The following is a 26,122-nucleotide window of genomic DNA, read 5'->3' as shown; positions in this document are numbered from 1 at the left end:
GATATGAACGAGAGCGACAAGGGCGCTGTCATCGTGATTTCGAGCCATGTGGTGCGCGGCACGGTGGGCAACCGCGCCGCCGTCTTCGCGCTCGAGACGCTTGGCCATCCGGTCTGGGCGCTGCCGACCGTCATTCTGCCCTGGCATCCCGGTCGCGGGCGTTCGACGCGTGTGGCGATTTCGGCCGACGATTTCGATGCGATGATCTCCGATCTCATCCGCGCACCCTGGCGGGGCGAGGTGAAGGCAGTGCTGTCGGGCTATCTCGGCAGCGCGGCGCAGGCCCATTCGGTGGCGCGGCTGGTTGCGGCCCTGCGGGCGGAAAATCCCGACCTTCTCTACATGTGCGACCCGGTGTGCGGCGACGATCGCGGCCTCTACGTGCCGGAGGAAACGGCGGTGGCGATCCGCGATGCACTGATCCCGCTTGCCTCGATCGCCACGCCCAACCGGTTTGAACTCGCCTGGCTTGCCGGCGCGCCGCTCGAAACGAACGGGGCGATCATGGAGGCGGCGCTGTCGCTTGGGCCCGCCCGTATGCTCGTCACCTCCTCGCTGCCGCTGATGGCGGGGAGCACCGGCAATCTCTATCTTTCCGGGCGTCACGCGCTGCTGGCGGAGCACCGGCTCGTGCCCAACCCGCCGAACGGCACCGGTGACCTGCTGGCCGCCATCTTCCTCTCCCGGATTATGGAGGGCCTGCCGGAGGAGCGCGCTCTGATGATGGCGACTGCCAGCGTCTTCGAGATCGTGGCGCGCACCACAAAACGCGGTGCCGACGAGTTGACGCTGGAACAGGACGCCTCCAGCATTTCCACTCCCATGGCAATGGTGCACATGCGCCGCCTCGTGCATCCGGCCCAGTCGCGGCGATCCTGAACGATCCGGCCTTGCGCGGTGCCTTTCGGAGTGGTTTATGCAGGGTCGGATGGGGCCTCATCCGGTAGATTGTTACACGGGGGTATTCCGACACCATGAACCGCTTTCCCGATCGTCTTCTGAATGGCTACCGCAACTTCATGTCCGGCCGCTACGCCGAGCAGTCGGCGCGCTACAGGGCATTGGCCGAGACGGGCCAGAAACCGAAGACACTCGTGATCGCCTGTTGCGATTCCCGTGCCGCACCGGAGACGATCTTCGACAGCGGCCCGGGTGAACTCTTCGTCGTGCGCAATGTCGCGAACCTCGTGCCGCCCTATGAGCCTGACGGCAATTTCCATGCGACGTCGGCGGCGCTCGAATTTGCTGTCCAGTCGCTGAAGGTCAGCGATATCGTGGTGATGGGCCATGGCCGCTGCGGCGGTATTTCCGCGGCGCTCGACCCCGATGCCGAGCCGCTGTCACCTGGTGATTTCATCGGCAAGTGGATGGGCATGCTGAAGCCTGTCGCCGAGCAGATCCAGGGCGCTGAAATCCTCACGCAGGCCGAGCGCCAGCGTGCGCTGGAGCGGGTCTCGATCCGCAATTCGCTCGCCAACCTGCGCACCTTTCCCTGTGTCCGCATCCTTGAGGAGCGCGGCCGTATCCAGCTTCACGGTGCCTGGTTCGATATCTCGACGGGTGAGTTGTGGATCATGGACGGCAAGACCGGTGATTTCCAGCGCCCCGGCGCATAAAGCGATTCCGCTTTTCTCCAAAGCGCGAAAACGCTCTATCTTTTTGTTTCCAGGCAATCCCGCTTCGCGCTTTTGCTGGAATTGCTCCAACAAAAAACCCGGTGCGAAGGCTCGCACCGGGTTTCTTCAAAACCGGAGTCTACGACCGGCTCACTCGCCGTCGATTTCCGCGCCGATAATGGCAATTGCGCGCTGGTAGACGCTGGCTGCGTTCCAACCCTGCAATGCGCCGAAATTGCCTTGGCCCGGCTGGTAGCCGCCGCCGGCGCTCCAGCCGTGGCCGCGCAGGAAGTTGGCCGTGGAGGCCAGCGCGTCGGCCTTCGAACCGACGAGGTCGATGCGGCCGTTGCCGTCGCCGTCGACGCCGTACTTCAGGACGTTGGCCGGCAGGAACTGCGTCTGGCCGATTTCGCCATGCGCCGCGCCGCGGGCCGAGGTCGACAGGACGCCCTTCTGCACGAGCTGGAGCGTGGCGTAGAGCTGAGTGGTGAAATAGTCCGAACGGCGGCAGTCATAGGCGAGCGTCGCGACGGCTGAGATCGTGTGTTCCTTGCCCAGGAAGCCGCCGAAACCGGTTTCCATGCCCCAGATGGCGAGCAGCGGGCCGGCCGGCACGCCGTAGCGGGCCTCGATGCGGTCGAAGAGGGCCGCGTTCTGCTTCTTCAGGCTCTTGCCGCGGCGAATGATCGCCTGGCCGCCCCGCTTCTGCATGAACTGTTCGAGCGAGAGCTTGAAGCTCTTCTGGCCGCGGTCGGCGCGGATCGTGGCGCGGGCATAGCTGACATTGGCGAATGCCTTGTCGAGCGTTGAACGGCTGATGCCGCGGCCTGCCGCCTCGTCCTTGAATGCCTCTACCCAGGCCGGAAAACCGCCCCCATCGTTGCCGCAGCTGGCGGCGTTGGCCGCCGCCGGCACTGCTGCCGTGGCGATCATTGCGGCCAGCACCTTGGCCACGCTCTTTGTCATGCCCATGAAAAACCCCGTGATCTCGTCAATTCCGCTGGGGAAGCATGTCATGCTCCCCTGTTTCTGTCACCGCACCTTGCCGTGAACCGTTCCGGCGATGCCGCCGGGACCCGCTTCAAAGCGAAGTCCCGATTGTCCTCTGACGGAACAACCGGGACTTTTATTTAAAATTGATTAAGGGAGCGTTGCCAATTTTCTCGAAAAGGTGGCGAACGCTCCGCTTTTTGTGCCGTCAGGCGGCCTGCTTCTTCGCCTTGATCAGGCCGCGGTTGACGAGCAGCTCCGCGATCTGGATGGCGTTGAGGGCGGCACCCTTGCGCAGGTTGTCCGAAACGACCCACATGTTGAGGCCGTTCTCCACCGTGGCGTCCTCGCGAATGCGCGAGATGTAGGTGGCGTCTTCGCCGGCCGATTCGTAAGGCGTGATGTAGCCGCCGTTCTCGTGCTTGTCGATAACCTGGCAACCCGGCGCTTCGCGCAGGATATCGCGAGCCTCGTCCGCCGTGATTTCCTTCTCGAATTCGATGTTCACGGATTCGGAATGGCCGATGAAGACGGGAACGCGCACGGCCGTGCAGGTGACCTTGATCTTCGGGTCGAGCATCTTCTTGGTTTCTGCGAGAACCTTCCACTCTTCCTTCGTGTAGCCGTCTTCCATGAAGCTATCGATGTGCGGAATGACGTTGAAGGCGATGCGCTTCGTGAACTTCTTCGATTCGATCGGATCGGCGACGAAGACGGCGCGGGTCTGGTTGAAGAGCTCGTCCATGCCGTCCTTGCCGGCGCCGGAGACCGACTGGTAGGTCGAGACGACGACGCGCTTGATGGTGGCGCGGTCGTGCAGGGGCTTCAGTGCGACGACGAGCTGGGCGGTCGAGCAATTGGGGTTCGCGATGATGTTCTTGCGGGTGAACTGCGCGATGGCATCCGGGTTCACTTCCGGAACGATCAGCGGAACGTCGGCATCGTAGCGCCAGGCCGAGGAGTTGTCGATGACGACGCAGCCCTGCGCGCCGATCTTCGGCGACCACTTCTGCGAAACCGTGCCGCCGGCCGACATCAGGCAAATGTCCGTGTCGGAGAAATCGTAGTTTTCGAGGTTCTGCACCTTCAGCGTCTTGTCGCCGAAGGAGACCTCGGTGCCCTGCGAACGCGAGGAGGCGAGCGCCACGACTTCGTCAGCCGGGAAACCGCGCTCGGAAAGGATGTTCAGCATTTCACGGCCGACATTGCCGGTCGCGCCGGCGACTGCGATCTTGAAACCCATGTCTAAAGCTCTCTTTCTCTGTCTCTCCGCGGGTTCAGGAGGTGAAACCCGTCGGCCATGACGCGGGTTTCGGTCCCCGGCCATACCGGGGAGAGAGCGGTGGCCAGAGACGTCAGACGGTTTTCGTCGTCGTTTTGGCCATTGTTTTGGAAATCGATACGCAATGACGAACCCGTCCGGCGGTGAAGGCCGGAGCGATCATGCGGGCGATGGAAAATCCAAGGCGGTTCATGTCGGTTCCCTTGCGTAGGGTGCTGCATACGCTCATCTGCCGAAGAGTCAAGCCTTGCGTGATGGATCAGGCCTTTCAAGGGCGAGCCCCGTGCTCGACTTAAGTCGTACACCCAAAGTCATAAGCCCAAAGCAGCGCTGATGTCACAAGGCGTTTTCTGCCATCCTTCCATCAGGCGCACCCCGTCCGGCGTTTTTAGGGAGAAATTCCGGACCTCAGAGGGCTGCCCCGCTACGCCGTTTTTGTGGAGGACAATGAAATGGCAAATGTTTCGACCGTGGGCAACGCCAAGTCGGCGCCCATGACGGGCGAGCAGAAGAAGGTGATTTTCGCCTCGTCGCTCGGCACCGTTTTTGAATGGTACGATTTTTATCTTTACGGCTCTCTGGCGATCTATATCGGCGCCACCTTCTTCAGCCAGTATCCCGAGACGACGCGCAACATCTTCGCGCTGCTTGCCTTTGCTGCCGGCTTCCTCGTGCGTCCGTTCGGTGCTCTGGTCTTCGGCCGGCTCGGTGATCTTGTCGGCCGCAAATACACCTTCCTCGTCACCATCCTCATCATGGGCGTCTCGACCTTCGTGGTCGGCCTCCTGCCTGGCGCGGCCACCATCGGTATCGCCGCCCCGATCATCCTGATCCTCCTGCGCATGCTGCAGGGCCTGGCGCTCGGCGGTGAATACGGTGGCGCTGCGACCTATGTCGCCGAGCACGCGCCGGACGGCAAGCGTGGTTACTTTACCTCCTGGATCCAGACCACGGCGACGCTCGGCCTGTTCCTGTCGCTGGTGGTCATCCTCTCGGTGCAGTTCATCGTCGGCAAGGAAGCCTTTGCCGAATGGGGCTGGCGCATTCCGTTCCTGCTCTCCGTCGTCCTGCTCGGCGTATCCGTCTGGATCCGTCTGAAGATGAACGAATCGCCCGCCTTTGCGAAAATGAAGGAAGAGGGCAAGGGCTCCAAGGCCCCGCTGACGGAAGCCTTCGGCCAGTGGCGCAATGCCAAGATCGCCCTTCTCGCACTGTTCGGCGCTGTCGTCGGTCAGGCCGTCGTCTGGTATTCCGGCCAGTTCTACGCACTGTTCTTCCTGACGGGTGTTCTGAAGGTCGATGGCCAGTCGGCCAACCTGATGGTTGCCGCCTCGCTGCTGCTCGGCACCGGCTTCTTCGTTCTCTTTGGCTGGCTGTCGGACAAGATCGGCCGCAAGCCGATCATCATGGCCGGCCTGCTGCTCGCCATGCTGACCTACTTCCCGCTGTTCAAGGCGCTGACCTGGGCCGGTAACCCGGCGCTCGCCACGGCACAGGAAACGGTCCGTGCGACCGTCACGGCTGCTCCCGGCGACTGCAAGTTCCAGTTCAACCCGACGGGCACGGCGAAGTTCACCACCTCGTGTGATATCTCGCGACGTCGTTCCTGACCCGCAATTCGGTGCCCTATGACGTCGTCACGACGGCGGCTGCCGGTACGGCGGCAACGGTCAAGATCGGCGAACAGACGATCACCGGCTATGACGCGACGGCTGCGGGCGACCAGGCCAAGGCCCTCGACGCCGCCTTCCAGAAGCAGACCAACATGGCGCTTCACGATGCCGGCTATCCGCTGGTCCGCGGCGCGGCCAAGGTTCCGGAATCGAAGCTCGACGCCTTCGTTGCGGCCAACCCGGAACTCGCCCTCGATGCCGCCGCCATCCGCGCCGGCGAGAAGGCCACCCTGCCGGCGGCGGATCTCGTCTCGGGCAAGCTGCTGACGGCTGATGAAGCTGCCGGCGTCACGGATATGGCCGTCTACACGATCGCTGGTGGCGGCGCCTTCACCATGGTCGCCGATCCGGCAAACGTGAACTGGATCACGATCATTGCCGTGCTGACCGTCCTCGTGATCTACGTCACGATGGTTTACGGTCCGATCGCCGCCCTGCTGGTCGAGCTCTTCCCGACCCGCATCCGCTACACCGGCATGTCGCTGCCCTATCATATCGGCAACGGCTGGTTCGGCGGCCTGCTTCCGGCGACGGCCTTCGCGATGAGCGCGGCCCAGGGCGATATCTACTATGGCCTCTGGTACCCGATCGTCTTCGCAGGCATCACCCTTGTCATCGGCCTTCTCTTCCTGCCGGAAACGAAGGACCGCGACATCCACGCCATGGATTGATCTCCCCCTTCCGATAGTTCATGGCGCGCCCGGCTCGTGGTTTCCACGGGCCGGGTTTTTTATGGGATCCTGGTGGGGAACATGGATTTCGGCAGCGGCCAGCCGCGGTCGTCGAAACGGAAGAGCCATTCCCTGCTGGCGAAGAAGAAGGCAGCGGCGATGGCGGTCCAAAGGCCGAGCAGGAGGCCGGCGGCGACGTCGCTCGGATAATGCGCGCCGACGATGACGCGAGAGGCGCCGATCGCCAGTGCGCCGATGAGGAAGAGTGGGCGCAGCCGGGGCGCCAGCATCGAGAAAGCCCCGAAGAACGCGCCAGCCGCTGCCGAATGGCCTGACGGGAAACTGGCATAGAGATTGTCGTAGGCGAAGGGCGTCAGACTGTAAGCGCCGAGATCGGTGAAGAGTTCGGGGCGCGCCCGGCCGATGATCAGCTTGAAGAGATGCACGAGCGCGCTCGTCGCGCCGATCGTCAGGAAGAAGTAGAGCGACAGCCGTCGCGCCGTTCGTGCCCGGCCGGCAAAGGTTTCGTTCCGGCTCACCCGGCGAGCGATATAGGCGAGGATCACGATCAGGCCCGAACCATAGATCATCCAGGAGAAGGTGCCGAAATCGGTGATGCGTTCGTTGAAGGTCACGATGGCGCCGGGAAGGCCCTGGGCGCGCTGCGACAGCATCGGATCGAGAGGAACGAGGGCCACGACGAGGATGGCGGTGGCGGCGAGGATCCAGAGCGAGGAGGTCGCGAACGATCGGTTCATGGGTATCCCTAAAAACAGCGTTGCCTCCATGTGTTGGCGAGAGCCGGTATTTCAAGGGAGGCGAACGAAAAAGGCCCCCGGTGCAGGCGCGCCGGGGGCCTTTTCACGAAAATTTCAGGCTCAGGCCGAGAGCTTCCTGAAGGCGGCGAGGATGGCGTCGCCCATTTCCGCGGTGCCGACCTTGCGGCAGCCTTCGGCCATGATGTCGCCGGTGCGGATGCCGCTGTCGAGCACCTCGGCGATCGCCTTTTCGAGGTTGTCGGCATCCGCGACCATGTTGAACGAATAGCGCAGGCACATGGCGAAGGAGGCGATCATGGCGATCGGGTTGGCGATGCCCTTGCCGGCGATATCGGGCGCCGAGCCGTGCACGGGCTCATAGAGCGCCTTGCGCTGGCCCTTGGCATCCGGCGCGCCGAGCGATGCGGACGGCAGCATGCCGAGCGAGCCGGTCAGCATGGCGGCAACGTCCGAGAGCATGTCGCCGAACAGGTTGTCCGTCACGATCACGTCGAATTGCTTCGGCGCGCGGACGAGCTGCATGCCACCGGCGTCGGCCAGCATGTGTTCGAGCTGGACGTCGGAATAGCTGCGCTTGTGCGTTTCCGTCACCACCTGGTTCCACAGCACGCCCGACTTCATGACGTTGCGCTTTTCCATGGAGCAGACGCGGTTCTGGCGGGTGCGCGCCAGTTCGAAGGCGACGCCGGCGATGCGCTCGATCTCGTAGGTGTCGTAGACCTGCGTGTCGATGCCGCGCTTCTGGCCGTTGCCGAGGTCGATGATCTCCTTCGGCTCGCCGAAATAGACGCCGCCCGTCAGCTCACGCACGATCAGGATGTCGAGGCCTTCGACGAGTTCCGGCTTCAGCGAGGAGGCGTTTGCCAGCGCGGGGTAGCAGATGGCCGGGCGGAGGTTCGCGAAGAGCTTCAGATCCTTGCGCAGGCGCAGGAGGCCGGCTTCCGGGCGGACCTCGTAGGGCACGTCGTCCCACTTCGGGCCACCGACGGCGCCGAACAGCACGGCGTCGGCCGTCAGTGCCTTCTCCATGTCGCCTTCCGAGATCGCCGCGCCGTGGGCGTCATAGGCCGAGCCGCCGACGAGGCCTTCGTCGGTCTCAAAGCCAGCGCCCCGTTCGGCGTTCATGTAAGCGATGATCTTGCGGACTTCCGCCATGGCTTCCGGGCCGATGCCGTCGCCGGGCAGAAGGAGGAGGGTACGCGCTGTCATGGGATTGTCCTTGATGTCACGGAATGGTCGCGCGCTTCTTAGCGCAACTTCCGTTCAAGGAAAATCGCCGAAAAGAAAGAATTTTGCGCGGAGCGCTTCGCCTTTCGGCTAGCTTGCGCGCAGGGCCGTGACCTCGATCTCGATCAGCATTTCCGGCCGGATGAGGTCGCAGACCACCATCGTGGCCGCGGGACGGATCGTTCTGAACGTTTCACCGAGGATGGGGAAGATGCGGTCGGCGAAGGCAGCGTCAGTCACGTAATAGTGGCAGCGAACGACTTCGGCGAAGGAGAAGCCGGCCTCCTGCAGAACCTCGCCGATGGTTGCAAGGCAGGTGCGCGTCTGTGCTTCGACGCCTTCCGGCATGGTCATGGTTGTATAGTCGTAGCCGGTCGTGCCGGATACGAAACACCAGTCACCCTGAACGACGGCGCGCGAATAGCCCGCCGTCACTTCGAAGGGAGAACCGGAGGAGATCAGTCGGCGCATGGCCTTCAAGCCCAGGGGCGCGAGCTTGCGTTCTGCTTCTCGAAACTGTCGATCGAGGTCGCCTTTTCCAGCGTCAGGCCGATGTCGTCGAGACCGTTCAGCAGGCAGTGGCGGCGGAAGGCGTCGATCTCGAAGCCGATGCGGCCGCCGTCGGGACCGGTGATTTCCTGCGCTTCCAGGTCGACGGTCAGGATGGCGTTGGAGCCGCGGCTGGCATCGTCCATCAGCTTGTCGAGGTCATCCTGGCTGACGACGATCGGCAGGATGCCGTTCTTGAAACAGTTGTTGTAGAAGATGTCGGCGAAGCTCGTGGAGATGACGCAGCGGATGCCGAAGTCGAGCAGGGCCCACGGCGCATGTTCGCGCGAGGAGCCGCAGCCGAAATTGTCGCCGGCGACGAGGATCGAGGCGTTCTGGTAGGCCGGCTTGTTCAGCACGAAGCTTTCGTTGACGCTGCCGTCTTCGTTGTAGCGGGCTTCGGCGAAGAGGCCCTTGCCGAGACCGGTGCGCTTGATCGTCTTGAGGTAGTCTTTCGGAATGATCATGTCCGTGTCGATATTGACGACGGGAAGCGGCGCGGCGACGCCGGTCAGCTTGACGAACTTGTCCATGCGAAAACCCTCGAAATGCGGTGATGTCGGTTGGCACAAGCGTTTAGATGAATTTTCCGCGGATTTGAAGGAGAATCTTCCGGAAAGCCGGGCATCAAACGCTAGTGCCGGGCGCGCAAAGCGCCCGGAGCGTCCCTTTCGGGAGCGAACCTTTTTTAGAGGTCGATGATCGTGCCGCGGCCGTCGTTCCAGATGCGCGGTTCGCGCTGGCCCGGCGCCCGGCGATCGTTGCGCGCTGTGGCGCGGACCGGAGCCGGCTGGAGCTTGGCGGCGAGCATGGAACCGAGCATCAGCACGGCGACGATGCCGGCGATAGCGAGGCCCACGGAGGCGGCGAACAGGAAGGTCGCGCCTGCGACAAGCATGGTGAAGACGGTGAAGACGATGGAGCGGATACGCTGCATTTTGATTGACCCTTTCTCTGCGAGAGAATGTGGGGGCGGATTTTGTCCATTGCAAGGCCGAACGCGCGGGATTCGCTGTGCCACAATGTCCTGAGGGCGTGCGCAGTGCCATGGCGCTTGCGGGCTGCGGCAAAGCGCGGCAAAAAGGGCGGATGAACAGGACACCGCATCACCATCCGCTCCGCCTGCGCCGCTCGGTGCTCAGTGTTCCCGCCGTCAATGCGCGGGCGCTTGCCAAGTCCGCTGCGCTCGATTGCGACGCCATCATCTTCGACCTTGAGGATTCCGTGTTGCCGGAGAAGAAGGCGGAGGCGCGTGCCGCCCTTGTCTCACATTTCAAGACGCTCGATCGGTCCAAGGGCTGCGAGCATGTTATTCGGATCAATTCGCTCGACGGGCCCGACGGCGTGCTCGACCTGGAGGTGGTGCTCGATTGCATGCCCGAGGCGGTGCTGCTCCCGAAAGTGTCGGAGCCGCAGGATGTGCTGACCGTCGCCGACTGGCTTTCCGAGGCCGGTGCCGACGAAGGGCCGCGCCTGTGGGCGATGATCGAGACGGCGGCGTCCCTCCTCAATCTCCCCGCCATCGCGGAGACGGGCCGTACCCATGGTGGTCGGCTGGATTGTTTCGTTGTCGGTCTCAACGACCTTCGTAAGGAAACCGGCATCGCGGATATTGCCGGCCGGCCGTTCCTCGTACCGTTGCTGTTGCAGGTGGTGGTCGCTGCGCGGGCGTCCGGGCTCGATGTCATCGACAGCGTTTTCAACGATTTTTCCGACGACGAGAATTTCGTGCTGGAGTGCCGACAGGGTCGGCAAATGGGGTTTGAAGGCAAGATGTTGATTCATCCGGCGCAGATTGCCGCTGCCAACGAAGCCTATGGCGTTACCGAGGCAGAAGCGGCCGAGGCGCTGGCCGTCGTCTCTGCCTTCGCCGCACCCGACAATGCCGGCAAGGCCGTCGTTGCCCTCGCCGGCCGCATGGTGGAAAAGCTCCATGCCGACCAGGCCGGGCGTATTCTGGCCAAGGCCGATCTGATCAATGAGAGAAAGAAGAAAGCATGAAAGTCTACCGCTTCCTGACTGGTCCCGATGATGCCTCGTTCTGCCACAAGGTGACGCTGGCGCTGAACAAGGGCTGGGACCTGCACGGTTCGCCGACCTACGCCTACAATGCCGAGACCAAGCTGATGCAGTGCGGCCAGGCGGTTGTGAAGGACGTCCCTGGCAAGGAGTACACGCCCGATATCAAGCTTTCGGAGCAGTAATCGCGTAAAGCGATCGCGGTGTGTGTCCGTCACATCTTTCGATGAACAATGCCTATTCACCGGCGTGATCCTCGGCCTTGAGCCGAGGAGCCAGGCTTTGGGTCCGGTGTGGATGGTCGCGTCAGGCCCGACCATGAGCGAGGCGAGGGGACGCCTTGTTGGCCGCCCAACGCGCGGCGGTTAGCCCGCGGCGATTTCCGCACTCGCCTCGATGCGCTCCATATCGTCGTCAGACAGGCCGAAATGGTGGCCGATCTCGTGGATGAGGACATGGGTGATGATGTCGCCCAGCGTCTCCTCGTTCTCTGCCCAGTAATCGAGGATCGGGCGGCGGTAGAGCGTGATGCGGTTCGGCATCTCGCCGGTTTCGACGGTGAAGCGCTCGGTGATGCCGCGGCCCTCGAAGAGGCCCAGCAGGTCGAACGGGGTTTCCAGCGCCATGTCCTCGAAGACGTCGTCGCTCGGGAACTCGGCGATCTCGATGATCAGGTTGCCGGTGAGTGCGCGGAATTCTTCCGGCAGGTGGCCATAGGCTTCCAGCGCCAGGGATTCGAAGGTGCTGATGGTCGGGGCGTGGCGCGTGCGCCAATCCTCGGTCTGGTCAATGCGGGCCATGGGCTCTCCTTTGCCCGTCATATAGACGATTTCCAGGGTTTTTCGAGGGACGAAATTGCATGCCCCGCGTGCATCGGTGTGCGATCGCACCGCTTTGCCGGCCGATTCGACCCCTCGCATCGAAAGCGGATGGCGGCGAGTGTGATGGAATCCGGCGCCAGGGCGGATTTGCAACAAAACGTGATCGGTCAGTTTGCCGCAGTCGGATGGCTTTCCATCGGCAGAGTACGGGCGGTAAGTCCATGAAAAGACGATATTTATAATCAAGATTAGAATGACTCTAAATTAATGAGTCAACAAGACTGACCTGTTCATTCTTGACAGTCAGGGTCGCCTTTTGCTTAATCCCGGAAACTCAGTACTTTGCGTATGGCAGGCGAGACGAAATGCTGGTTTGCAGCTGTAATTTCATCACCCAAAAGGAAATCGTTGACGTGATCAATGGTCTCCTCGACGAGGACTGTTGGCAGCTCATCGTGCCTGCAAAGGTCTATCACGCCATGCAGAAGCGCGGCCGCTGCTGCGGCTGTTTCCCCAATGTCGTCGACATCATCATCCGCACGACCGAGCAGTATCACGCCGGCCGCCACTCGACGGATGACGAGATATTTGATTTCATGACCCGCCTCAAACAATTCCATGAAGAAAACAGGAGAGCGGACCTTGAAAGGCGACAAAAAAGTCATCGAGCAGCTTAACGAAGCGCTCCATCTCGAACTCGGTGCCGTCAACCAGTACTGGCTTCACTATCGCCTGCTGGAAGACTGGGGCTACACGCTTCTCGCCAAGAAGGAGCGCGCCGAGTCGATCGAAGAGATGCAGCACGCCGACAAGCTCGTCGCCCGCATCATCTTCCTCGAAGGCCACCCGAACCTCCAGACCGTCGCGCCGCTTCGCATCGGCCAGAACGTCAAGGAAGTGCTGGAAGCCGATCTTGCCGGCGAATATGACGCCCGCAAGGCTTACAAGAAGTCGCGCGACATCTGTCATGACGCCGGTGACTACGTCACCATGAAGCTGTTCGAAGAGCTGCTGATCGACGAGGAAGGTCACATCGACTTCCTCGAAACCCAGCTGGAGCTGCTCGGCAAGCTCGGCGAGGAAAAATACGGCCAGCTCAACGCCGCGCCGGCGAACGAAGCCGAATAAGGCGAAAGCCCTACGCCCGATACAGAAAACCCCGGTCTTGCGACCGGGGTTTTTTCTTGGGGCCCATCAGGGTGCCAGATGCGCGAAGGCGGCGACGACCTCTTCGTAGACCCCGCGTTTGAAGGGCACGATCAGGTCCGGCAGGTCGCGCATCGACTTCCATTCCCAGGCGTCGAATTCCGCAGCGTGGCCGCCCGGCGGCGGGTTGATGGCGATCTCGTCTTCGGCGCCCTCGAAGCGGAAGGCATACCAGCGCTGCGTCTGGCCGCGGTATTTGCCCTTGAGGCCGACGCCGATCAGGTGGGCGGGCAGATCGTAGTTGATCCAGCGGCCGGCATCGCCGAGCAACGAGACGTTGCGGATGCCGGTTTCCTCGTAGAGTTCGCGGTAGGCGGCCTTCAGCGGGTCCTCGCCCTTGTCGATGCCGCCCTGCGGCATCTGCCAGAGCTGCGGCGAACCGTCATATTCGGAGTTGCCGACAGGGATCCGCCGGCCTGCCCAGACCTTGTTCTCGCTGTTCAGCACCATGATGCCGACACAGGGGCGGTACGGCAGGTCCTCGGCCCTGATCACCTTGTCCTTTTCCTTGCCCATCGAAAATTCCTATTGTTTGGCGGGAACCGCTGCGAGCGACGCGACGCCGACGATCTCGATGCCGCGGCCGCTCGCTTCCTCGCACCATTCGCGGATCGCGTCCACACTTTCGTCGAAGGCCGAGGCCATGCCGATCGCCGTGCCGTTGCGCCGGGCGACGCGCTCGAGTTCGTCCAGCTTCTTCAGGATCGCCTCGCGTGAAAGATCGCCGTCGAGCTGGAGATCGGCAAAGGCGTGCGGGGCCTCCACGGCGCCGGCAATGGTGCCGGACAGCGACTGCGCCGAGCTGCCGTCGTCGAGGAAGAGCAGGCCGCGGCTGGAAATGTCCCGGATCACAGGCTCCAGCGCATCGGCATCGGAGAGGAAGCGGCCGCCCATGAAATTGACGATACCGGTATAGTTTGTGACCTGCGCCATGGCGCGGTGCAGCTCGGCAAGGTTCTTGGCTTCGCCGAGATCCGTGCGCAGCGTGTAGAGGCCGGGGTCGTTCTGCGGATAGTCGAAGGGCTCGAGCGGCATCTGCAGCAGGATTTCGTGGCCGCCACGGCGCGCTTCCTGCATCCAGCGCGACAGGCTGTTGCCGCTGGCGGCGAAGGCGAGGGTCACTTCTCCCGGCAGTTCGCGGATGGCGCGTTGCGTGCCCGTCTGGCTGAGGCCGAGGCCACCGACCACGATGGCGATACGCGTGCCACGCGCGCCGGACCAGGGCCGGGCGTATTGATCCATCGGGCGGGTGCCGTCGAGGCCGATGATCGGGATCTTGCCGTCGGAAGTCTCCTCCAGCAGGTCTTCGTTCGGGAAGGCGGCCGAGCGGGCATCCTGTCCGATGCGGTTCGCCTCGATGATAAGCGGGCCTGTACCGGTGCGCGTGCCGGGTGTGAACGTGCGCACGACAGTGCCGTCGTCGGTCAGCGTTTCCTCGACACGGGCACCGGAAAGGCCGTTCGCGCGGCGCACGCCGTCCGTCGCAGTCGCCGTCTTCTGGTCGGCCTTGCCCTCGGTGGTCGCCTGGGAGGCGGTCTCTTCTGCCGGAGGCGCGTAAGGTGTAGTGCCGAGGCCGCTCGGGGCGGTTGCGGTCCAGCCTGAAAAGCCGATGAGGCCGATGGCGGCAAGGGTGAACAGGATCGTGCCAGCCGGGAACCGCGACGGTCCCGTCGGTCGGGGCCTTGCCTTGCGGTCCTGGCCGAGAGGTGCGTGAATGTCTGTGCCCAAGGTCAGTCCGCGCCGGCCGCTGGAGCATTTCCAGCCGGGGCGGTGCCGCGCCGGCGTCGGAGATGCGGTAAAAACTAGCCTCTAGGGCATGTCGCGCAAAAGCGTGCGGTAGTCAGCGATCACGACATGCGTCTGGTGCATGGAATTCCGGGCCCGCGTGGTCGCGGGCCCGGAGATGGCAGGTTACTTCTTCAGCTCGGCCTTTTCCGGATTGGCCGGGAAGGCCTTGTCGGTCTTCTGGCCGCGCAGCAGTTCCAGCGCATACTGAAGCTGGAGGTCATCCTTGGCTTCCGGCGGGACATAGGCCGAAGAGCCGGAGCCTGCTTCCGTTTCGCTCTGGCCCTGGATATGGCCGCGCAGGTTGGATTCGCCGGCAGATTCCAGCTTGCCCTGCAGCTCGGGCGGCAGCGGCTGCTCGACCGTGATGTCGGGGGTGATGCCGGTGCCCTGGATCGATTTGCCCGACGGCGTGTAGTAGAGCGCGGTCGTGAGGCGCAGCGCGCCGGCATCGCCCATCGGGATGATGGTCTGGACCGAACCCTTGCCGAAGGACCGCGTGCCGAGCACGGTGGCGCGGCGCATGTCCTGCAGGGCACCCGCAACGATTTCCGAGGCCGAGGCCGAGCCGCCGTTGACCATGACGATGACCGGCTTGCCGTCGGTGATATCGCCCGGCGTCGCGTTGAAGCGGCGGGTCTCGTCCTCGTTGCGGCCGCGGGTCGAAACGACCTCGCCGCGCTCCAGGAAGGCGTCGGAGACGTTGATCGCCTGGTCGAGCAGGCCGCCCGGATTGAGGCGGAGATCGAGCACGTAACCCTTCAGCTTGTCGGCCGGAACCTCTTCCTTGATCTTGATGATCGCGGCTTCCAGGTCGTCATAGGTCTTTTCCGTGAACGAGATGACACGGAGGTAGCCGACATCGTTCTCGACGCGCGACTTGACGGCCTTCACGGCGATGATGTCGCGCATGATGGTCAGCTCGATCGGCTTTTCGGCGCCCTTGCGGATCAGCGTCAGCTTGATCGGCGTGTTGACCGCGCCGCGCATCTTTTCGACCGCTTCTTCCAGCTTCAGGCCGCGCACATCGGCGCCGTCGATCTTCGAGATGAAGTCGCCGGCAAGGACGCCCGCGCGGGCGGCCGGCGTATCGTCGATCGGGGTGATGACCTTGACGAGCTCGTCCTCCATGGTGACCTCGATGCCGAGGCCGCCGAATTCGCCGCGCGTCTGGGTGCGCATGTCCTCGGCGTCCTTCGCATTCATGTAGGAGGAATGCGGGTCGAGCGAGGTGAGCATGCCGTTGATGGCATTCTCGATGAGCTGGTCTTCCTTGGGCGGCGTCACGTACTGCGCACGCACGCGCTCGAAGACATCACCGAAGATGGAAAGCTCGCGATAGGTCGACGAGCCGGCGGCTTCGGCCGGCAGAGTGGCCGTGTTGATGACGCTCATCGCCGTGGCACCCATGAGTGCACCGACGAGAACAAGAGAAGCCCTACGTATCATTGCGTGCCTTTCCAGAATTTTTTACGGACCACCACGGCCGGGAATCAACCGGTTTTCCGTTCTTTCGGAATTCAATGTAAAGTGTCGGCTTGTCCGTTTCCAGCGTCAAAGCGTTGACACTCGCCACCCTTTTTTCACCCATCACGGCGAGTGGTTCTCCCGCCACGACGAACTGACCCTCCCGCACGCTCACCCGATCCATGCCCGCGAGGACCAGATGGTAACCCTCCCCGGCGTTCAGGATGATCATGCGCCCATAACTGCGGAACGTGCCGGCAAAAACGATCCATCCGTCGGAAGGGGCCGTGACGAGTGCGCCGGGATTGGCCGCCAGCGTCAGGCCCTGCGAATCATGGCCGGTGCCGTCCGCCTCGCCGAATTGGCGCAGAACGTCGCCGGCCACGGGAAAGTCAAGTTTTGCCTGCAGTTCGGAGAATTCATATGCCGGAGCAATGCGGTTTTTGTCGGGCACGCTGTCGCGGGCGAGGGCTCTCGCCTTCTCCCGCTCCGCCTCGCTCAGGTTGCGCCGCTCCTCTTCCTTGGCGCGGGCGAGCGCGGCGGCATCGCGTACGGAGCCAATGTCGCGCTCCAGGCTGCCGATCAGGCCTTCAAGGCTTGTCGCGCGGGCGGCGAGCTCCTCGGCGCGCCGGCGTTCGGCGGCGAGCGTGCGGTTGTTGGTCTGCGTCAGGGCCTCGTTCTGGGCGACGAGTAGTTCGGAGCGCTTTTCCTCCTCGATGCGCAGTTGCATGGCATCGGTCAGCTCCGTTCGCTCGCGGTCGATATCGCTCTTGATGTCCATCAGCGCCGTCAGGTCATCGACCAGCTCTTCCGTTTCCTTGCGGATGCCGGGCACGACCGCGCCGAGGAGGATGGCGCTTCTGACCGAAGACAGCGCGTCTTCCGGGTTGACGAGCAGGGCCGGCGGCGGGTTCCGGCCCATGCGCTGGAGCGCGGCGAGAACCTCCGCCAGGAGGCCGCGGCGCTCGTGCAGCGAGGCGCGAACGCCCGCCTCCCGCTCCCGCATGCCTTCCAGCCGTTTTTCGCCGGCAAGGATCTTCTCTTCCATGCTCTTGCGCATGGCGGCTGACTTGACGATTTCCTCGCGCAGGCTCTGGCGCGTCTTTTCCAGCTTGGCGATCTCGGCTTCGAGCTCTTTCGTCTTCTCTTCGGAAACCGTGATCGACTGGGAGAGCGTTTCAAGCTCGCGCCGCGTACTGTCGCGGCGCAGGGTCAGGGCCGCGGCCGGATCGGGCTCGGCCCTTGGCAGCGAACCGGTCTTTTCCAGCGCGACGCCGGTTTCGTTCGGTTCGGCGGCGATGGGATGGGGGAAAAGGGCCAGCGTCAGGGCAGCACAAAGCCAGGCCGGCCGCAGCAGGCGGGCGATGCCTTTCCCCGGATTGACTCTATGGGCTGTCCTCATCGCTCCCCGAACGTCCGTTCTCCCCCGCTCTATGCTGATTTGGCGCTTTCGCCAAGAATTTCACTTGGCCAACAAACCGTGCCGAAAATACGGCTGCGCCCATTCTGCCCTGCCAGCCTTGCGTGGCGGTGACGCCTGTCTCAGCTGCGGTGGTAGGGGTGGCCGGAAAGGATGGTGACCGCGCGATAAAGCTGTTCGGCGATGAGGATGCGCACGAGCTGGTGCGGCCAGGTCATCTTGCCGAGGCAGAGCGTGGCATCGGCGCGCTCGTAAAGGGCGGGGTCGAGCCCGTCGGCGCCGCCGATGGCGATCATCAGCTCGCGCTTGCCCGCATCGCGAAACCCGCCGATGAGATCGGCGAAAGCGGGGGAATCGAGCGCCTTGCCGCGCTCGTCAAGCAGGATCAGTACGGCGCCGTCGGGCAGCGCCTTCTGCAGCATGGCCGCCTCCTCGCGCTTGCGCGTCTCGGCATTGCCGGCGCGGCTTTCGCCGACCTCGGCAAGCTTGCCAAGCTCGAGGCCGATCGCGGGGCCGGCCTTGGCGAAACGGTCCATGTAGCGGGCCGCAAGATCCTTCTCAGGGCCGGCCTTCAGCCGTCCAACCGCAAAAAGTCCAACCCGCATCGCCCAAAGCCCTGTCCGTTCGGGTGACGCCTGAAGCCACGCCACCGTTTTTCCTCGCCGGACAGGCGCCCGGCGTCATGTCAATGGACGGTGCCGTCCTCGATCTCGGGAGCTGCCCACATCCGTTCGATGTTGTAGAACTCCCGGACTTCCGGCCGGAACACGTGAACGATGATATCGCCCGTGTCGATCAGCACCCAGTCGCCCGCCTCCAGGCCCTCGACGCGGGCATTGCCCAGGCCTTCGTCCTTGAGATCGGAGATGAGGTGATCGGCAATCGCCATGACATGACGGTTCGAGCGTCCGGACACGACCACCATGTAGTCGCCCAGCGCCGATTTCCCGGCAATGTTGATGGTGACGATATCTTCTGCTTTCGAGTCCTCGAGGCTTGCGAGGACCAGTTGAAGGGCACGGTCGGCGGCATCGTCGCCCCTTCCCGCGCTCTTTGAGAAAACGCCGATGACGTTTCCCTTCGCGTGCACTGTTGTCAGGTTCGTTCCTTTCTGTGTAACAGGACAAGCACGTCTTGTACCGGTGTGTCGGGCCGGCACCTACCAAATGTAGGCATCAAAGGTTACCACTTTCAAGACGTCACTTCTGAGGGATGGTTTTCTCTAGGGCCGCCTGGCTGCGCAGCGCGGTCGAGCTGAGCGGTGAGCGGGGGCCGTGGATGAAGGTCCAGGCCGGCGCCGGGCGCCCGGCCAGCGACATCGCATCCTCCTCGTCGATGCGCGCATAGTCGAAGGTTTTCGCCATGCGCGAGGAGAGATAGGCGAGCGTCGAGCCCGGCCGGTCGATGACGGCGATGGGGAAGGTGCGGGCGATCTTCTGCCAGTTCTGCCAGCGGTGGAAGGTACCGAGATTGTCGGCGCCCATGATCCAGACGAAGTGGACGCCGCGGTTCAGCGCCTGCACGCGCTCCAGCGTCTTGGCCGTATAGCTCTGCCCGAGCCGCTTCTCAAAGGCCGTCACCTTGACGCGCGGGCCCGGTGCGATGTCCTCGCTGAGGCGGATGCGCTCGCTGAGCGGGGCGAGGTTCCGGTGGTCCTTCAGGGGGTTGCCGGGGGTCACCATCCACCAGAGCTGGTCGAGGCCGAGGCGCCGCAGGGCGATTTCCGCGACGAGCGCATGGCCTTGGTGCGGCGGGTTGAACGAGCCGCCGAACAGGCCGATCGCCATGCCCTTTTCCGCATGCGGCATTCTCAGGTAGCGCTCTGCAACCACGTCCGACGTCACTTAGGGTCGCACCTGTCCGGTGCCGCGCACCCGGTATTTGAAGGAGGTGAGCTGCTCGACGCCAACCGGGCCGCGCGCATGCATCTTGCCTGTCGCGATGCCGATCTCGCCGCCCATGCCGAACTCGCCGCCATCGGCGAACTGGGTAGAGGCATTGTGCAGCAGGATCGCCGAATCGATTTCCGTGAAGAAACGCTCGACGACGGCGGGATCCTCCGCGATCACGGCCTCCGTATGGGCGGAAGACCAGCGGTTGATATGTTCGATCGCACCCGAGATGCCGTCGACGAGCGCGACGGAGATGATGGCATCGAGATACTCCGTCGACCAGTCCGTTTCCGTTGCGGCGACGAGGTTTTCGATGCGGGTGCGGATTTCGTCCGTCGCGCGCACCTCGCAGCCGGCGGCGCGCAGGCCTTCGAGAAGCGGTGCAAGGTGCGTATCGGCGGTGGCGCGGTCGATCAACAGGGTTTCGGCAGCGCCGCAGATGCCCGTGCGGCGCATCTTCGCGTTGACGACGATCCGTTTCGCCATGTCGAGATCGGCGGATTTGTCGATATAGATGTGGCAGAGGCCTTCGAGATGGGCGAAGACAGGCACGCGCGCCTCGCTCTGTACGCGGGCGACGAGGCTTTTTCCGCCGCGTGGCACGATAACGTCGATCGTGCCGCCAAGGCCCGACAGCATGGCGCCGACGGCGGCCCGGTCCGTCACGGGCACGTACTGGATTGCATGTTCCGGCAGGCCGGCGGCCTTGAGGCCGGCGACGAGGCAGGAATGGATCGCCTGCGATGAATTCACGCTGTCTGAACCACCGCGCAGGATCACGGCATTGCCGGCCTTGAGGCACAGCGCCCCGGCGTCCGCCGTTACGTTCGGCCGGCTTTCATAGATGACGCCGATGACGCCGAGCGGCGTGCGCACACGCTCGATATGCAGGCCGTTCGGTCGGTCCCATTCGGTGATGATATCGCCGACCGGGTCCTTCAGGCCGGCAATGTCGCGGATCGCGTCGGCAATGCCCTCGATGCGCTCTGCCGTCAACGTCAGCCGGTCGATGAAGGACGCGGCGACGCCGCTTTCCCGGGCATTGGCAAGGTCGACGGCATTGGCGGCGAGGATGGCATCGCGGCCGCCAAGGATTTCGGCGGCCATCGCTTCGAGCGCGCGGTTCTTGGCCTCGGCGGTGGCGATGGCCAGCGGCCTTGCCGCAGTGCGGGCATTGCGGCCGATCTCGGCCATCAGGCCGTCGATCTCGGTTTTGACCTGGTCAAGCATGGCTCACGTCCTTTCCCGCCTCGGCGGCGAGCGGCGCGGAAAGGCCGGTCACCACGAGGTCATCCCTGTGCACCATGGCGGCGCGGCCGGCATAACCGAGGATGGCGGCGATCTCCGCCGATTTCTTGCCGATGATCATGCGCGCTTCGTCCGCATCGTAGCCGGCAAGCCCACGGGCGATCTCGCGCCCGTTCGTGCCGTAGATCGACACCGTATCGCCGCGCGAGAACGTGCCCCAGACGCCGCGCACGCCTGCGGGCAGCAGGCTCTTGCCCGATGTCAGCGCCGTTTCTGCCCCGGCGTCGATCTCCAGCCGGCCGGCCGGCTGCAATTGCCCGGCAATCCACGTCTTTCTTGCCGTGACCGGCGAGCCGGAGGGTGCAAACCACGAGGACCGCGCGCCCTCTTCGACGGCGCGCAGTGGATGGTCGACCTTGCCTGAGGCGATGATCATGGCGCAGCCCGCACCCGTCGCGATTTTGCCAGCGTCGATCTTGGTGCGCATGCCACCGCGCGACAGTTCCGAGGCGGCGCCGCCGGCCATGGCTTCGATAGCAGGCGTGATGGCGTCGATGGTCTCGAGGAAACGCGCGTCGGGATCGAGATGCGGCGGCGCCGTATAGAGCCCGTCGATATCGGAGAGCAGCACCAGCAGGTCGGCACCGGTCATGGTGGCGACGCGGGCGGCGAGCCGATCGTTGTCGCCGTAGCGGATTTCCGTCGTCGCGACCGTGTCGTTCTCGTTGATGATCGGCACGGAGCCGAGCTTCAGGAGCTGGTTGATCGTTGCGCGTGCATTGAGATATCGCCGCCGTTCTTCCGTATCGCCGAGCGTCAGGAGGATCTGGCCGGCGACGATGCCGTCCGTCGAGAGGCTTTCCGACCAGGCACGGGCAAGCGCGATCTGGCCGACGGCGGCGGCGGCCTGACTCTCCTCCAGCTTCAGGGCGCCCGAGGGCACCTTCAGCACGGAGCGGCCGAGCGCGATGGCGCCGGAGGACACGACGAGCACCTCAGTGCCGCCGGCGCGCAGCGCCGCAATATCCCTGCACATCGCGTCGAGCCAGGCCTTCTTCAGGCCGCTCGCGCGGTCGACGAGCAGGGCCGAGCCGATCTTGATCACAATCCGGCGGTGTTTTCCGAGCGGTTTGCGGTGCGTTGTCATCTCAGTCGTCGGATCCGGAGTTCTTCGCCTGGACGATGATGTCGCGCAGCGCTCTCAGCGTGCCCGTCATGCCGACATTGGCGACGGCGGAAATCTGGAACGGCGTCTGGCCGCTCGCCTTGGCAAGCGCTTTGGTCTTCTTCTTCAGTTCGTCCTCGTCAAGCAGGTCGATCTGCGAAAGTGCGACGATCTCCGGCTTGTCGGTGATGCCGCCGCCATAGGCTTCCAGCTCGTGCTTCACCGTCTTGTAGGCCTTGGCGACGTCCTCTTCCTGTGCGGAGACGAGGTGCAGCAATACGCGTGTGCGCTCGACATGGCCGAGAAACCGGTCGCCGAGACCGATACCGTCATGTGCACCCTCAATGAGGCCGGGAATGTCGGCGAGAATGAATTCGCCGCCGTCGATCGTCGCGACACCGAGGTTGGGGTGCAGCGTGGTGAAGGGGTAGTTGGCGATCTTCGGCCGGGCCCGCGTGCAGGTGGCGAGGAAGGTCGATTTTCCCGCATTCGGCAGGCCGACGAGGCCGGCATCGGCGATCAGCTTCAGGCGGAGCCAGATGGTCTTCTCATCGCCCTCCAGGCCCGGATTGGCCCAGTTTGGCGCCTGGTTGGTCGCCGACTTGAAATGCGCGTTGCCGAAACCGCCATTGCCGCCGGCGGCCAGCTTGAAGCGCTGGCCTTCCGTGATGAGGTCGATGATCAGCGTCTCGTTGTCTTCCTCGAAGATCTGGGTGCCGACTGGCACCTTCAGCGTCACGCTGGCGCCGTTCGCGCCGGTGCGGTTGCGGCCCATGCCGTGCGTGCCGGTCGAAGCCTTGAAATGTTGCTGGAAACGGAAATCGATCAGCGTGTTGAGGCCGTTGACGGCCTCCACCCACACATCGCCGCCGCGCCCGCCGTCGCCGCCGTCGGGACCGCCGAACTCGACGAATTTTTCACGACGGAACGAGACAGCCCCTGCCCCGCCGTCGCCGGACCGGATATAGACTTTTGCTTCGTCCAGGAATTTCATCGGCTCGCCGTTCGCTTTTCTCGTATTTTCATAGTGCCGTCTTCGATATAGCCGCTTCCGTGAGAGGTCAAAGACTATCGTGAAATTCGTCAGCTACAACGTCCAGTATGGCATCGGTCTCGACGACCGGTTCGATCTGCCGCGCATCGTCTCCAGCATCCACGGTGCCGATATCATCGCGCTGCAGGAGGTGACCCGCAATTTCAACCGCAACGGCCATGTCGACATGGTCGCCGAGTTGCAGGTGCTGCTTGCCACCCACTATTCCGTCTTCGGCGCGGCCTGCGATCTCGATGCGGGTTCGGCGATCGAGCAGGGCCGCGTGGTCAACCGCCGCTTCCAGTTCGGCAACATGATCTTTTCGCGCTGGCCGATCCTGTCGACCCGCACCATTCTTTTGCCGCGCACGCGCACCCTCGACAAACTGAACCTTCAGCGCGGTGCGACCGAAGCGGTGATCGCCAGCCCCAAGGGGCCGATCCGCGTTTACTCCGTGCATCTCGACCATGTGCATCGCGACGAGCGCATCACGCAGATCCGCGCCCTCAAGGACCGTGCCCAGCTCTACCCGGTCGAGGGCGGCGCGATTTCCGGCGCCCACGAATTCGGCCTTGCCGAACCGCCGGTGCCGGAGGACTACGTGCTGATGGGCGATTTCAACATGGTGCCGGAATCGCCGGAATATTGCGAGATGGTCGGCGGCGTCGACGCGCTTTACGGGCGACAGATTCGCGCCACCCATCCGGTGGATGCGCTGGCCGGCCTCGGCAAGCGCCACGCCGCCAGCTATAGCTGGGTCGATCCGAAGAACCATGCCGAGCGCCTCTTCCTCGATTACTGCTTCCTCAGCCACGGCCTCGTGGAGCGGCTGACGGACGCCTGGGTCGACGAGACCGCCTTCGGCTCCGACCATATGCCGGTCTGGTTCGAATTGTCCTGACGGCAGCGGTCGGGGCGGATTTCTCCGCCCCGCTCGTTTTCAGTGCCGCGGTGCTGCCGGGCGGAAGTCACCAGGCTCCAGCCGCGTTTCGATATGCGGCACCATCGCGCCGCGGGCGACGCAGAAGAGGTCGCTGCAGCCGGTGATGCGGAACCCTGCCTTCTCCTGCACCCTGAGCGAGGCGAGGTTGTCGGCGAAGATGCCGGACCTGATGTCCGTGCCGGGCATCCGCATCAGGAAGCGCGCCGTTGCCGCATGCACGGCCTCGCTCATATAGCCCCGCCCCCAGTAGAAGCGGTTCAGCCAGTAGCCGATCTCCCAGCCGCCATTGCTGCGCTCGAAGGAGACGCAGCCGATATGCACGTCGTCCCCGGCCGTGATGGCGAAGGCCCAGCCCTCGTTGAGATCGGTGGTGGTGATGGAAAGCCATTCCGTCGCATCCTGCCGGTCATACGGTGCGGGTACCCGCGCCAGCATGCGCGAGACCTGGAAGTCGTTCAGCGACTGGGCGATCGCCTCCGCATCGGACATGCGGTGCGGGCGGAGCGCCAGGCGCGCCGTCGTGATGGTCGGGCAGGGCCCGGCGCCGGTGACGCGCTCGCGTTCGATCTGGGTCTGCATGGCGTTCATCGCATGCCTCCCCAGCTCTTCAGCGAAACCCAGGTCTTGCGGTCCAGCCTGTACCATTCGACGGGCACCATGCCGCCGACCGCGAGGCTCTGCACCATGCCGGTCGCCTGGAACTGGAAGCCGCACTTCTGGATGACCCGGCGCGAGGGAATGTTCATGACCCGGCAGCGCGCATCGATCTGCTCGATGTCGCGGGTGCGGAAGACCATGTCGATCAGCGCGTGGGCCGCCTCGGTGACATATCCCTGGTTCCAGTACGGTTCGCCCAGCCAGTAGCCGAGCTCGACCGTGCGCCCATCCTCATGCGGTTCGATGCCGCAGCATCCTAGGAAGGCGCCGTTGTCGGCTTTCGTAATGGCATAGACGCACTTGCCAATCGCGCCGGCGCGTGTGCGTCGCACGAAATCAGCAGCGTCCGCAACCGTGTAGGGGTGCGGCATGCGGGCGACCATGTTGGCGATATTGGCGTTGTTGGCGAGATGGGCAAGGGCGTCGATGTCGTCTTCGTGCGGGGCTCTCATGACGAGCCTCTGCGACAGCAAGATCGGGCAGTCGGTCCTCGACCGTTCAGGCCTCAGCCGTTCCTTGGGAGACCGTGATTGGCCTTCCCTCAACAATTCGGTCTGCATGGTTCAGTCCTCCAGAGCAAAAAGGGGAGATGGGTCTTGCCCCATCTCCCCTTTTTTCTTCAGGCCTGAACCTGTAGCGTCAGCCGGGTCGATGAGACGCCGGCTGTTTTAGAGCGCTACCGGCTTATTCCGCTGCTTCCGCTTTCGGGGCTACAGACACGTATACGCGACCGTTGGCCTTCGTACGGAAATTCACATTGCCAGCCGTAAGTGCGAAGATCGTGTGATCCTTGCCGAGGCCGACATTGGCACCGGGATGCCACTGCGTGCCGCGCTGGCGGACGATAATGTTGCCTGCAAGTACGGCTTCGCCGCCGAACTTCTTCACGCCAAGGCGCTTGGACTGGGAATCGCGACCGTTGCGCGAGGAGCCGCCAGCTTTTTTGTGTGCCATAGGAGTTCTCCTTTACCTGTCCGGATTATTCGGCTGCAGCTTCAGCGGCGGCGTCGGACTTCTTGGAAGCCTTCTTCGCCTTGCCGGCTGCGGCGATGTCGATGATGCGGACAGTCGTGTTGTGCTGACGATGACCGCGCGAACGCTTCGAGTTCTGGCGACGACGCTTCTTGAAGGCGATAACCTTCTTGGCGCGGCCATGCTCGACGACTTCGGCCGTCACGATGGCGCCTTCGACGAAGGGCGCACCGATCGTGGCGTCGGCGCCGACGCCAACCATCAGCACTTCGGTGAATTCGATCTTGGCGCCTGCGTCGCCCGACAGCTTTTCAATCGTCAGGACGTCGTTGGCGGCCACGCGGTACTGCTTACCGCCGGTCTTGATGACTGCGAACATATTTTATCCTTTCATGTTCGTGCCGGCTCTTTGTCCCGAAAGGGCAAGGCCGTCTTTTTATCAGTCGCGGGGATGGCGATGCATTGGCGCATCGCCGGCTCAAATGGTTCGTTGCGAGACTGGACGCTTGCAAAAGGCAAGGCCGGACGGCACAAAGAACCAGCGTCGCGGCACAAGTGAGACCTATGCCACTGCACCTTGCGCAATAGGTGAGCCGATGAAAACTGTCAAGGGGATTTCCGTCACCATGACAAATAGATGAACTTTCCGTAGCCTGGCCCCCTTGCAAGCCCGCCCGACACCCGCTATTAACCGCCCCGCGCTCAAA

At 63.6% G+C, this 26,122-nt stretch carries 29 protein-coding genes and 1 pseudogene; 8 read left to right on the top strand and 22 right to left on the bottom strand.

Annotated features, from left to right (window positions below; all coding sequences use genetic code 11):
- Positions 1-3 precede the first annotated feature (3 nt).
- The gene (pdxY, locus tag K0P03_RS18190) at positions 4-879 is read left to right on the top strand and encodes a pyridoxal kinase PdxY (protein WP_023512366.1); all 876 of its coding nucleotides are present in this window, start codon (positions 4-6) and stop codon (positions 877-879) included.
- Between the two features lie 95 nt (positions 880-974).
- Entirely contained in the window at positions 975-1,616 is a 642-nt protein-coding gene (locus K0P03_RS18185; RefSeq protein WP_023512367.1) for a carbonic anhydrase, read from the top strand.
- 150 nt (positions 1,617-1,766) lie between these two features.
- Here the strand turns inward: K0P03_RS18185 and K0P03_RS18180 are convergent, their stop codons facing one another.
- A complete protein-coding gene (locus K0P03_RS18180; RefSeq protein ID WP_037408762.1) occupies positions 1,767-2,588 on the bottom strand; it encodes a lytic murein transglycosylase in 822 nt (273 codons plus the stop codon).
- A 226-nt stretch (positions 2,589-2,814) separates the two neighbouring features.
- Positions 2,815-3,849: an aspartate-semialdehyde dehydrogenase gene (locus tag K0P03_RS18175; RefSeq protein WP_023512369.1), complete on the bottom strand. Its 1,035-nt coding sequence runs from the start codon at positions 3,847-3,849 to the stop codon at positions 2,815-2,817.
- 491 nt (positions 3,850-4,340) lie between these two features.
- Here K0P03_RS18175 and K0P03_RS18170 point away from each other — a divergent pair.
- A pseudogene (locus K0P03_RS18170) lies at positions 4,341-6,232 on the top strand (MFS transporter).
- Positions 6,233-6,291: 59 nt separating this feature from the next.
- On the opposite strand, the gene K0P03_RS18165 reads toward K0P03_RS18170, so the two are convergent.
- From K0P03_RS18165 to K0P03_RS18145, 5 genes are all read right to left on the bottom strand, one after another.
- A complete protein-coding gene (locus tag K0P03_RS18165; RefSeq protein ID WP_050745347.1) occupies positions 6,292-6,990 on the bottom strand; it encodes a phosphatase PAP2 family protein in 699 nt (232 codons plus the stop codon).
- Between the two features lie 120 nt (positions 6,991-7,110).
- Positions 7,111-8,220, bottom strand: coding sequence for a 3-isopropylmalate dehydrogenase (gene leuB / locus K0P03_RS18160; RefSeq protein ID WP_272790267.1), 1,110 nt, complete (start codon positions 8,218-8,220; stop codon positions 7,111-7,113).
- A gap of 108 nt (positions 8,221-8,328) precedes the next feature.
- On the bottom strand, positions 8,329-8,709 hold the full coding sequence (locus K0P03_RS18155) for a RidA family protein (RefSeq protein WP_023517288.1): 381 nt from the start codon (positions 8,707-8,709) through the stop codon (positions 8,329-8,331).
- Between the two features lie 5 nt (positions 8,710-8,714).
- Positions 8,715-9,320, bottom strand: a complete 606-nt coding sequence (leuD, locus tag K0P03_RS18150) for a 3-isopropylmalate dehydratase small subunit (protein ID WP_050745346.1) — start codon at positions 9,318-9,320, stop codon at positions 8,715-8,717.
- Positions 9,321-9,475: 155 nt separating this feature from the next.
- The gene (locus K0P03_RS18145; RefSeq protein WP_023517286.1) at positions 9,476-9,724 is read right to left on the bottom strand and encodes a hypothetical protein; all 249 of its coding nucleotides are present in this window, start codon (positions 9,722-9,724) and stop codon (positions 9,476-9,478) included.
- 152 nt (positions 9,725-9,876) lie between these two features.
- Between K0P03_RS18145 and K0P03_RS18140 the strand changes: the two genes are divergently transcribed.
- Together K0P03_RS18140 and K0P03_RS18135 are read left to right on the top strand one after the other, a co-directional pair.
- A complete protein-coding gene (locus K0P03_RS18140) occupies positions 9,877-10,788 on the top strand; it encodes an HpcH/HpaI aldolase/citrate lyase family protein (protein WP_272790266.1) in 912 nt (303 codons plus the stop codon).
- A complete protein-coding gene (locus K0P03_RS18135) occupies positions 10,785-10,991 on the top strand; it encodes a DUF1737 domain-containing protein (RefSeq protein WP_023517284.1) in 207 nt (68 codons plus the stop codon). Before K0P03_RS18140 ends, K0P03_RS18135 begins: the two co-directional genes overlap by 4 nt.
- A gap of 180 nt (positions 10,992-11,171) precedes the next feature.
- Here the strand turns inward: K0P03_RS18135 and K0P03_RS18130 are convergent, their stop codons facing one another.
- Entirely contained in the window at positions 11,172-11,606 is a 435-nt protein-coding gene (locus tag K0P03_RS18130; RefSeq protein ID WP_024271272.1) for a metallopeptidase family protein, read from the bottom strand.
- A gap of 386 nt (positions 11,607-11,992) precedes the next feature.
- Between K0P03_RS18130 and K0P03_RS18125 the strand changes: the two genes are divergently transcribed.
- Both K0P03_RS18125 and bfr read left to right on the top strand, forming a co-directional pair.
- Positions 11,993-12,304: a (2Fe-2S)-binding protein gene (locus K0P03_RS18125; protein ID WP_024271271.1), complete on the top strand. Its 312-nt coding sequence runs from the start codon at positions 11,993-11,995 to the stop codon at positions 12,302-12,304.
- Positions 12,270-12,755, top strand: a complete 486-nt coding sequence (gene bfr / locus K0P03_RS18120; protein ID WP_024271270.1) for a bacterioferritin — start codon at positions 12,270-12,272, stop codon at positions 12,753-12,755. The genes K0P03_RS18125 and bfr overlap by 35 nt, the downstream gene beginning before the upstream one ends.
- 66 nt (positions 12,756-12,821) lie before the next feature.
- On the opposite strand, the gene K0P03_RS18115 is transcribed toward bfr, so the two are convergent.
- The 10 genes from K0P03_RS18115 to obgE form a co-directional block, all read right to left on the bottom strand.
- Entirely contained in the window at positions 12,822-13,349 is a 528-nt protein-coding gene (locus K0P03_RS18115; protein ID WP_023517259.1) for an RNA pyrophosphohydrolase, read from the bottom strand.
- A gap of 9 nt (positions 13,350-13,358) precedes the next feature.
- The gene (locus K0P03_RS18110; protein WP_023517260.1) at positions 13,359-14,561 is read right to left on the bottom strand and encodes a divergent polysaccharide deacetylase family protein; all 1,203 of its coding nucleotides are present in this window, start codon (positions 14,559-14,561) and stop codon (positions 13,359-13,361) included.
- A 183-nt stretch (positions 14,562-14,744) separates the two neighbouring features.
- Complete coding sequence (locus tag K0P03_RS18105) at positions 14,745-16,067, bottom strand: S41 family peptidase (RefSeq protein WP_023514275.1); 1,323 nt, start codon at positions 16,065-16,067, stop codon at positions 14,745-14,747.
- Positions 16,057-17,487 carry a murein hydrolase activator EnvC family protein gene (locus K0P03_RS18100; protein ID WP_272790265.1) on the bottom strand — a complete coding sequence of 477 codons (1,431 nt, stop codon included), beginning with the start codon at positions 17,485-17,487 and terminating at the stop codon, positions 16,057-16,059. The genes K0P03_RS18105 and K0P03_RS18100 overlap by 11 nt, the downstream gene beginning before the upstream one ends.
- Before the next feature lie 140 nt (positions 17,488-17,627).
- Complete coding sequence (gene rlmH, locus K0P03_RS18095) at positions 17,628-18,110, bottom strand: 23S rRNA (pseudouridine(1915)-N(3))-methyltransferase RlmH (RefSeq protein ID WP_023514273.1); 483 nt, start codon at positions 18,108-18,110, stop codon at positions 17,628-17,630.
- A gap of 80 nt (positions 18,111-18,190) precedes the next feature.
- Positions 18,191-18,664, bottom strand: a complete 474-nt coding sequence (gene rsfS / locus K0P03_RS18090; protein WP_050745342.1) for a ribosome silencing factor — start codon at positions 18,662-18,664, stop codon at positions 18,191-18,193.
- A 40-nt stretch (positions 18,665-18,704) separates the two neighbouring features.
- Positions 18,705-19,313, bottom strand: coding sequence for a nicotinate-nucleotide adenylyltransferase (locus tag K0P03_RS18085; RefSeq protein WP_050745341.1), 609 nt, complete (start codon positions 19,311-19,313; stop codon positions 18,705-18,707).
- Positions 19,314-19,349: 36 nt separating this feature from the next.
- A complete protein-coding gene (locus K0P03_RS18080) occupies positions 19,350-20,627 on the bottom strand; it encodes a glutamate-5-semialdehyde dehydrogenase (RefSeq protein WP_050745340.1) in 1,278 nt (425 codons plus the stop codon).
- Positions 20,620-21,792 carry a glutamate 5-kinase gene (proB, locus tag K0P03_RS18075; protein WP_023514269.1) on the bottom strand — a complete coding sequence of 391 codons (1,173 nt, stop codon included), beginning with the start codon at positions 21,790-21,792 and terminating at the stop codon, positions 20,620-20,622. The genes K0P03_RS18080 and proB overlap by 8 nt, the downstream gene beginning before the upstream one ends.
- A 1-nt stretch (position 21,793) precedes the next feature.
- Positions 21,794-22,804, bottom strand: coding sequence for a GTPase ObgE (gene obgE, locus K0P03_RS18070; RefSeq protein ID WP_023514268.1), 1,011 nt, complete (start codon positions 22,802-22,804; stop codon positions 21,794-21,796).
- Between the two features lie 79 nt (positions 22,805-22,883).
- On the opposite strand from obgE, the gene K0P03_RS18065 reads away from it, so the two are divergent.
- Positions 22,884-23,744, top strand: coding sequence for an endonuclease/exonuclease/phosphatase family protein (locus tag K0P03_RS18065; RefSeq protein ID WP_023514267.1), 861 nt, complete (start codon positions 22,884-22,886; stop codon positions 23,742-23,744).
- 39 nt (positions 23,745-23,783) lie between these two features.
- Here the strand turns inward: K0P03_RS18065 and K0P03_RS18060 are convergent, their stop codons facing one another.
- The 4 genes from K0P03_RS18060 to rplU all read right to left on the bottom strand — a co-directional run bounded on the left by K0P03_RS18060 (position 23,784) and on the right by rplU (position 25,794).
- Positions 23,784-24,374: a GNAT family N-acetyltransferase gene (locus K0P03_RS18060; RefSeq protein ID WP_272790264.1), complete on the bottom strand. Its 591-nt coding sequence runs from the start codon at positions 24,372-24,374 to the stop codon at positions 23,784-23,786.
- Positions 24,371-25,003, bottom strand: a complete 633-nt coding sequence (locus K0P03_RS18055; protein ID WP_024270533.1) for a GNAT family N-acetyltransferase — start codon at positions 25,001-25,003, stop codon at positions 24,371-24,373. Before K0P03_RS18055 ends, K0P03_RS18060 begins: the two co-directional genes overlap by 4 nt.
- Positions 25,004-25,127: 124 nt before the next feature.
- A complete protein-coding gene (gene rpmA / locus K0P03_RS18050) occupies positions 25,128-25,397 on the bottom strand; it encodes a 50S ribosomal protein L27 (protein ID WP_023515222.1) in 270 nt (89 codons plus the stop codon).
- Positions 25,398-25,422: 25 nt separating this feature from the next.
- Entirely contained in the window at positions 25,423-25,794 is a 372-nt protein-coding gene (rplU, locus tag K0P03_RS18045; RefSeq protein ID WP_023515223.1) for a 50S ribosomal protein L21, read from the bottom strand.
- Between the last annotated feature and the right edge of the window lie 328 nt (positions 25,795-26,122).

Origin of the sequence: Shinella sp. HY16, assembly GCF_028534175.1 — a bacterium.
GTDB lineage: Bacteria > Pseudomonadota > Alphaproteobacteria > Rhizobiales > Rhizobiaceae > Shinella.
Note: the sequence above shows the minus strand (reverse complement) of the source record. Positions and strands in the feature narration are given on the sequence as shown.

Coding starts and splice junctions, on each gene's coding strand:
- K0P03_RS18185 (WP_023512367.1), top strand. CDS start 975: ATGAACCGCTTTCCCGATCGTCTTCTGAATGGCTACCGCAACTTCATG.
- pdxY (WP_023512366.1), top strand. CDS start 4: ATGAACGAGAGCGACAAGGGCGCTGTCATCGTGATTTCGAGCCATGTG.
- K0P03_RS18115 (WP_023517259.1), bottom strand. CDS start 13,349: ATGGGCAAGGAAAAGGACAAGGTGATCAGGGCCGAGGACCTGCCGTAC.
- K0P03_RS18165 (WP_050745347.1), bottom strand. CDS start 6,990: ATGAACCGATCGTTCGCGACCTCCTCGCTCTGGATCCTCGCCGCCACC.
- K0P03_RS18060 (WP_272790264.1), bottom strand. CDS start 24,374: ATGAACGCCATGCAGACCCAGATCGAACGCGAGCGCGTCACCGGCGCC.
- leuD (WP_050745346.1), bottom strand. CDS start 9,320: ATGGACAAGTTCGTCAAGCTGACCGGCGTCGCCGCGCCGCTTCCCGTC.
- K0P03_RS18180 (WP_037408762.1), bottom strand. CDS start 2,588: ATGGGCATGACAAAGAGCGTGGCCAAGGTGCTGGCCGCAATGATCGCC.
- obgE (WP_023514268.1), bottom strand. CDS start 22,804: ATGAAATTCCTGGACGAAGCAAAAGTCTATATCCGGTCCGGCGACGGC.
- K0P03_RS18135 (WP_023517284.1), top strand. CDS start 10,785: ATGAAAGTCTACCGCTTCCTGACTGGTCCCGATGATGCCTCGTTCTGC.
- rplU (WP_023515223.1), bottom strand. CDS start 25,794: ATGTTCGCAGTCATCAAGACCGGCGGTAAGCAGTACCGCGTGGCCGCC.
- K0P03_RS18105 (WP_023514275.1), bottom strand. CDS start 16,067: ATGATACGTAGGGCTTCTCTTGTTCTCGTCGGTGCACTCATGGGTGCC.
- leuB (WP_272790267.1), bottom strand. CDS start 8,220: ATGACAGCGCGTACCCTCCTCCTTCTGCCCGGCGACGGCATCGGCCCG.
- K0P03_RS18155 (WP_023517288.1), bottom strand. CDS start 8,709: ATGCGCCGACTGATCTCCTCCGGTTCTCCCTTCGAAGTGACGGCGGGC.
- K0P03_RS18130 (WP_024271272.1), bottom strand. CDS start 11,606: ATGGCCCGCATTGACCAGACCGAGGATTGGCGCACGCGCCACGCCCCG.
- K0P03_RS18080 (WP_050745340.1), bottom strand. CDS start 20,627: ATGCTTGACCAGGTCAAAACCGAGATCGACGGCCTGATGGCCGAGATC.
- K0P03_RS18100 (WP_272790265.1), bottom strand. CDS start 17,487: ATGAGGACAGCCCATAGAGTCAATCCGGGGAAAGGCATCGCCCGCCTG.
- K0P03_RS18085 (WP_050745341.1), bottom strand. CDS start 19,313: ATGCCGCATGCGGAAAAGGGCATGGCGATCGGCCTGTTCGGCGGCTCG.
- rpmA (WP_023515222.1), bottom strand. CDS start 25,397: ATGGCACACAAAAAAGCTGGCGGCTCCTCGCGCAACGGTCGCGATTCC.
- K0P03_RS18175 (WP_023512369.1), bottom strand. CDS start 3,849: ATGGGTTTCAAGATCGCAGTCGCCGGCGCGACCGGCAATGTCGGCCGT.
- K0P03_RS18125 (WP_024271271.1), top strand. CDS start 11,993: ATGCTGGTTTGCAGCTGTAATTTCATCACCCAAAAGGAAATCGTTGAC.
- proB (WP_023514269.1), bottom strand. CDS start 21,792: ATGACAACGCACCGCAAACCGCTCGGAAAACACCGCCGGATTGTGATC.
- rlmH (WP_023514273.1), bottom strand. CDS start 18,110: ATGCGGGTTGGACTTTTTGCGGTTGGACGGCTGAAGGCCGGCCCTGAG.
- K0P03_RS18145 (WP_023517286.1), bottom strand. CDS start 9,724: ATGCAGCGTATCCGCTCCATCGTCTTCACCGTCTTCACCATGCTTGTC.
- K0P03_RS18140 (WP_272790266.1), top strand. CDS start 9,877: ATGAACAGGACACCGCATCACCATCCGCTCCGCCTGCGCCGCTCGGTG.
- K0P03_RS18055 (WP_024270533.1), bottom strand. CDS start 25,003: ATGCAGACCGAATTGTTGAGGGAAGGCCAATCACGGTCTCCCAAGGAA.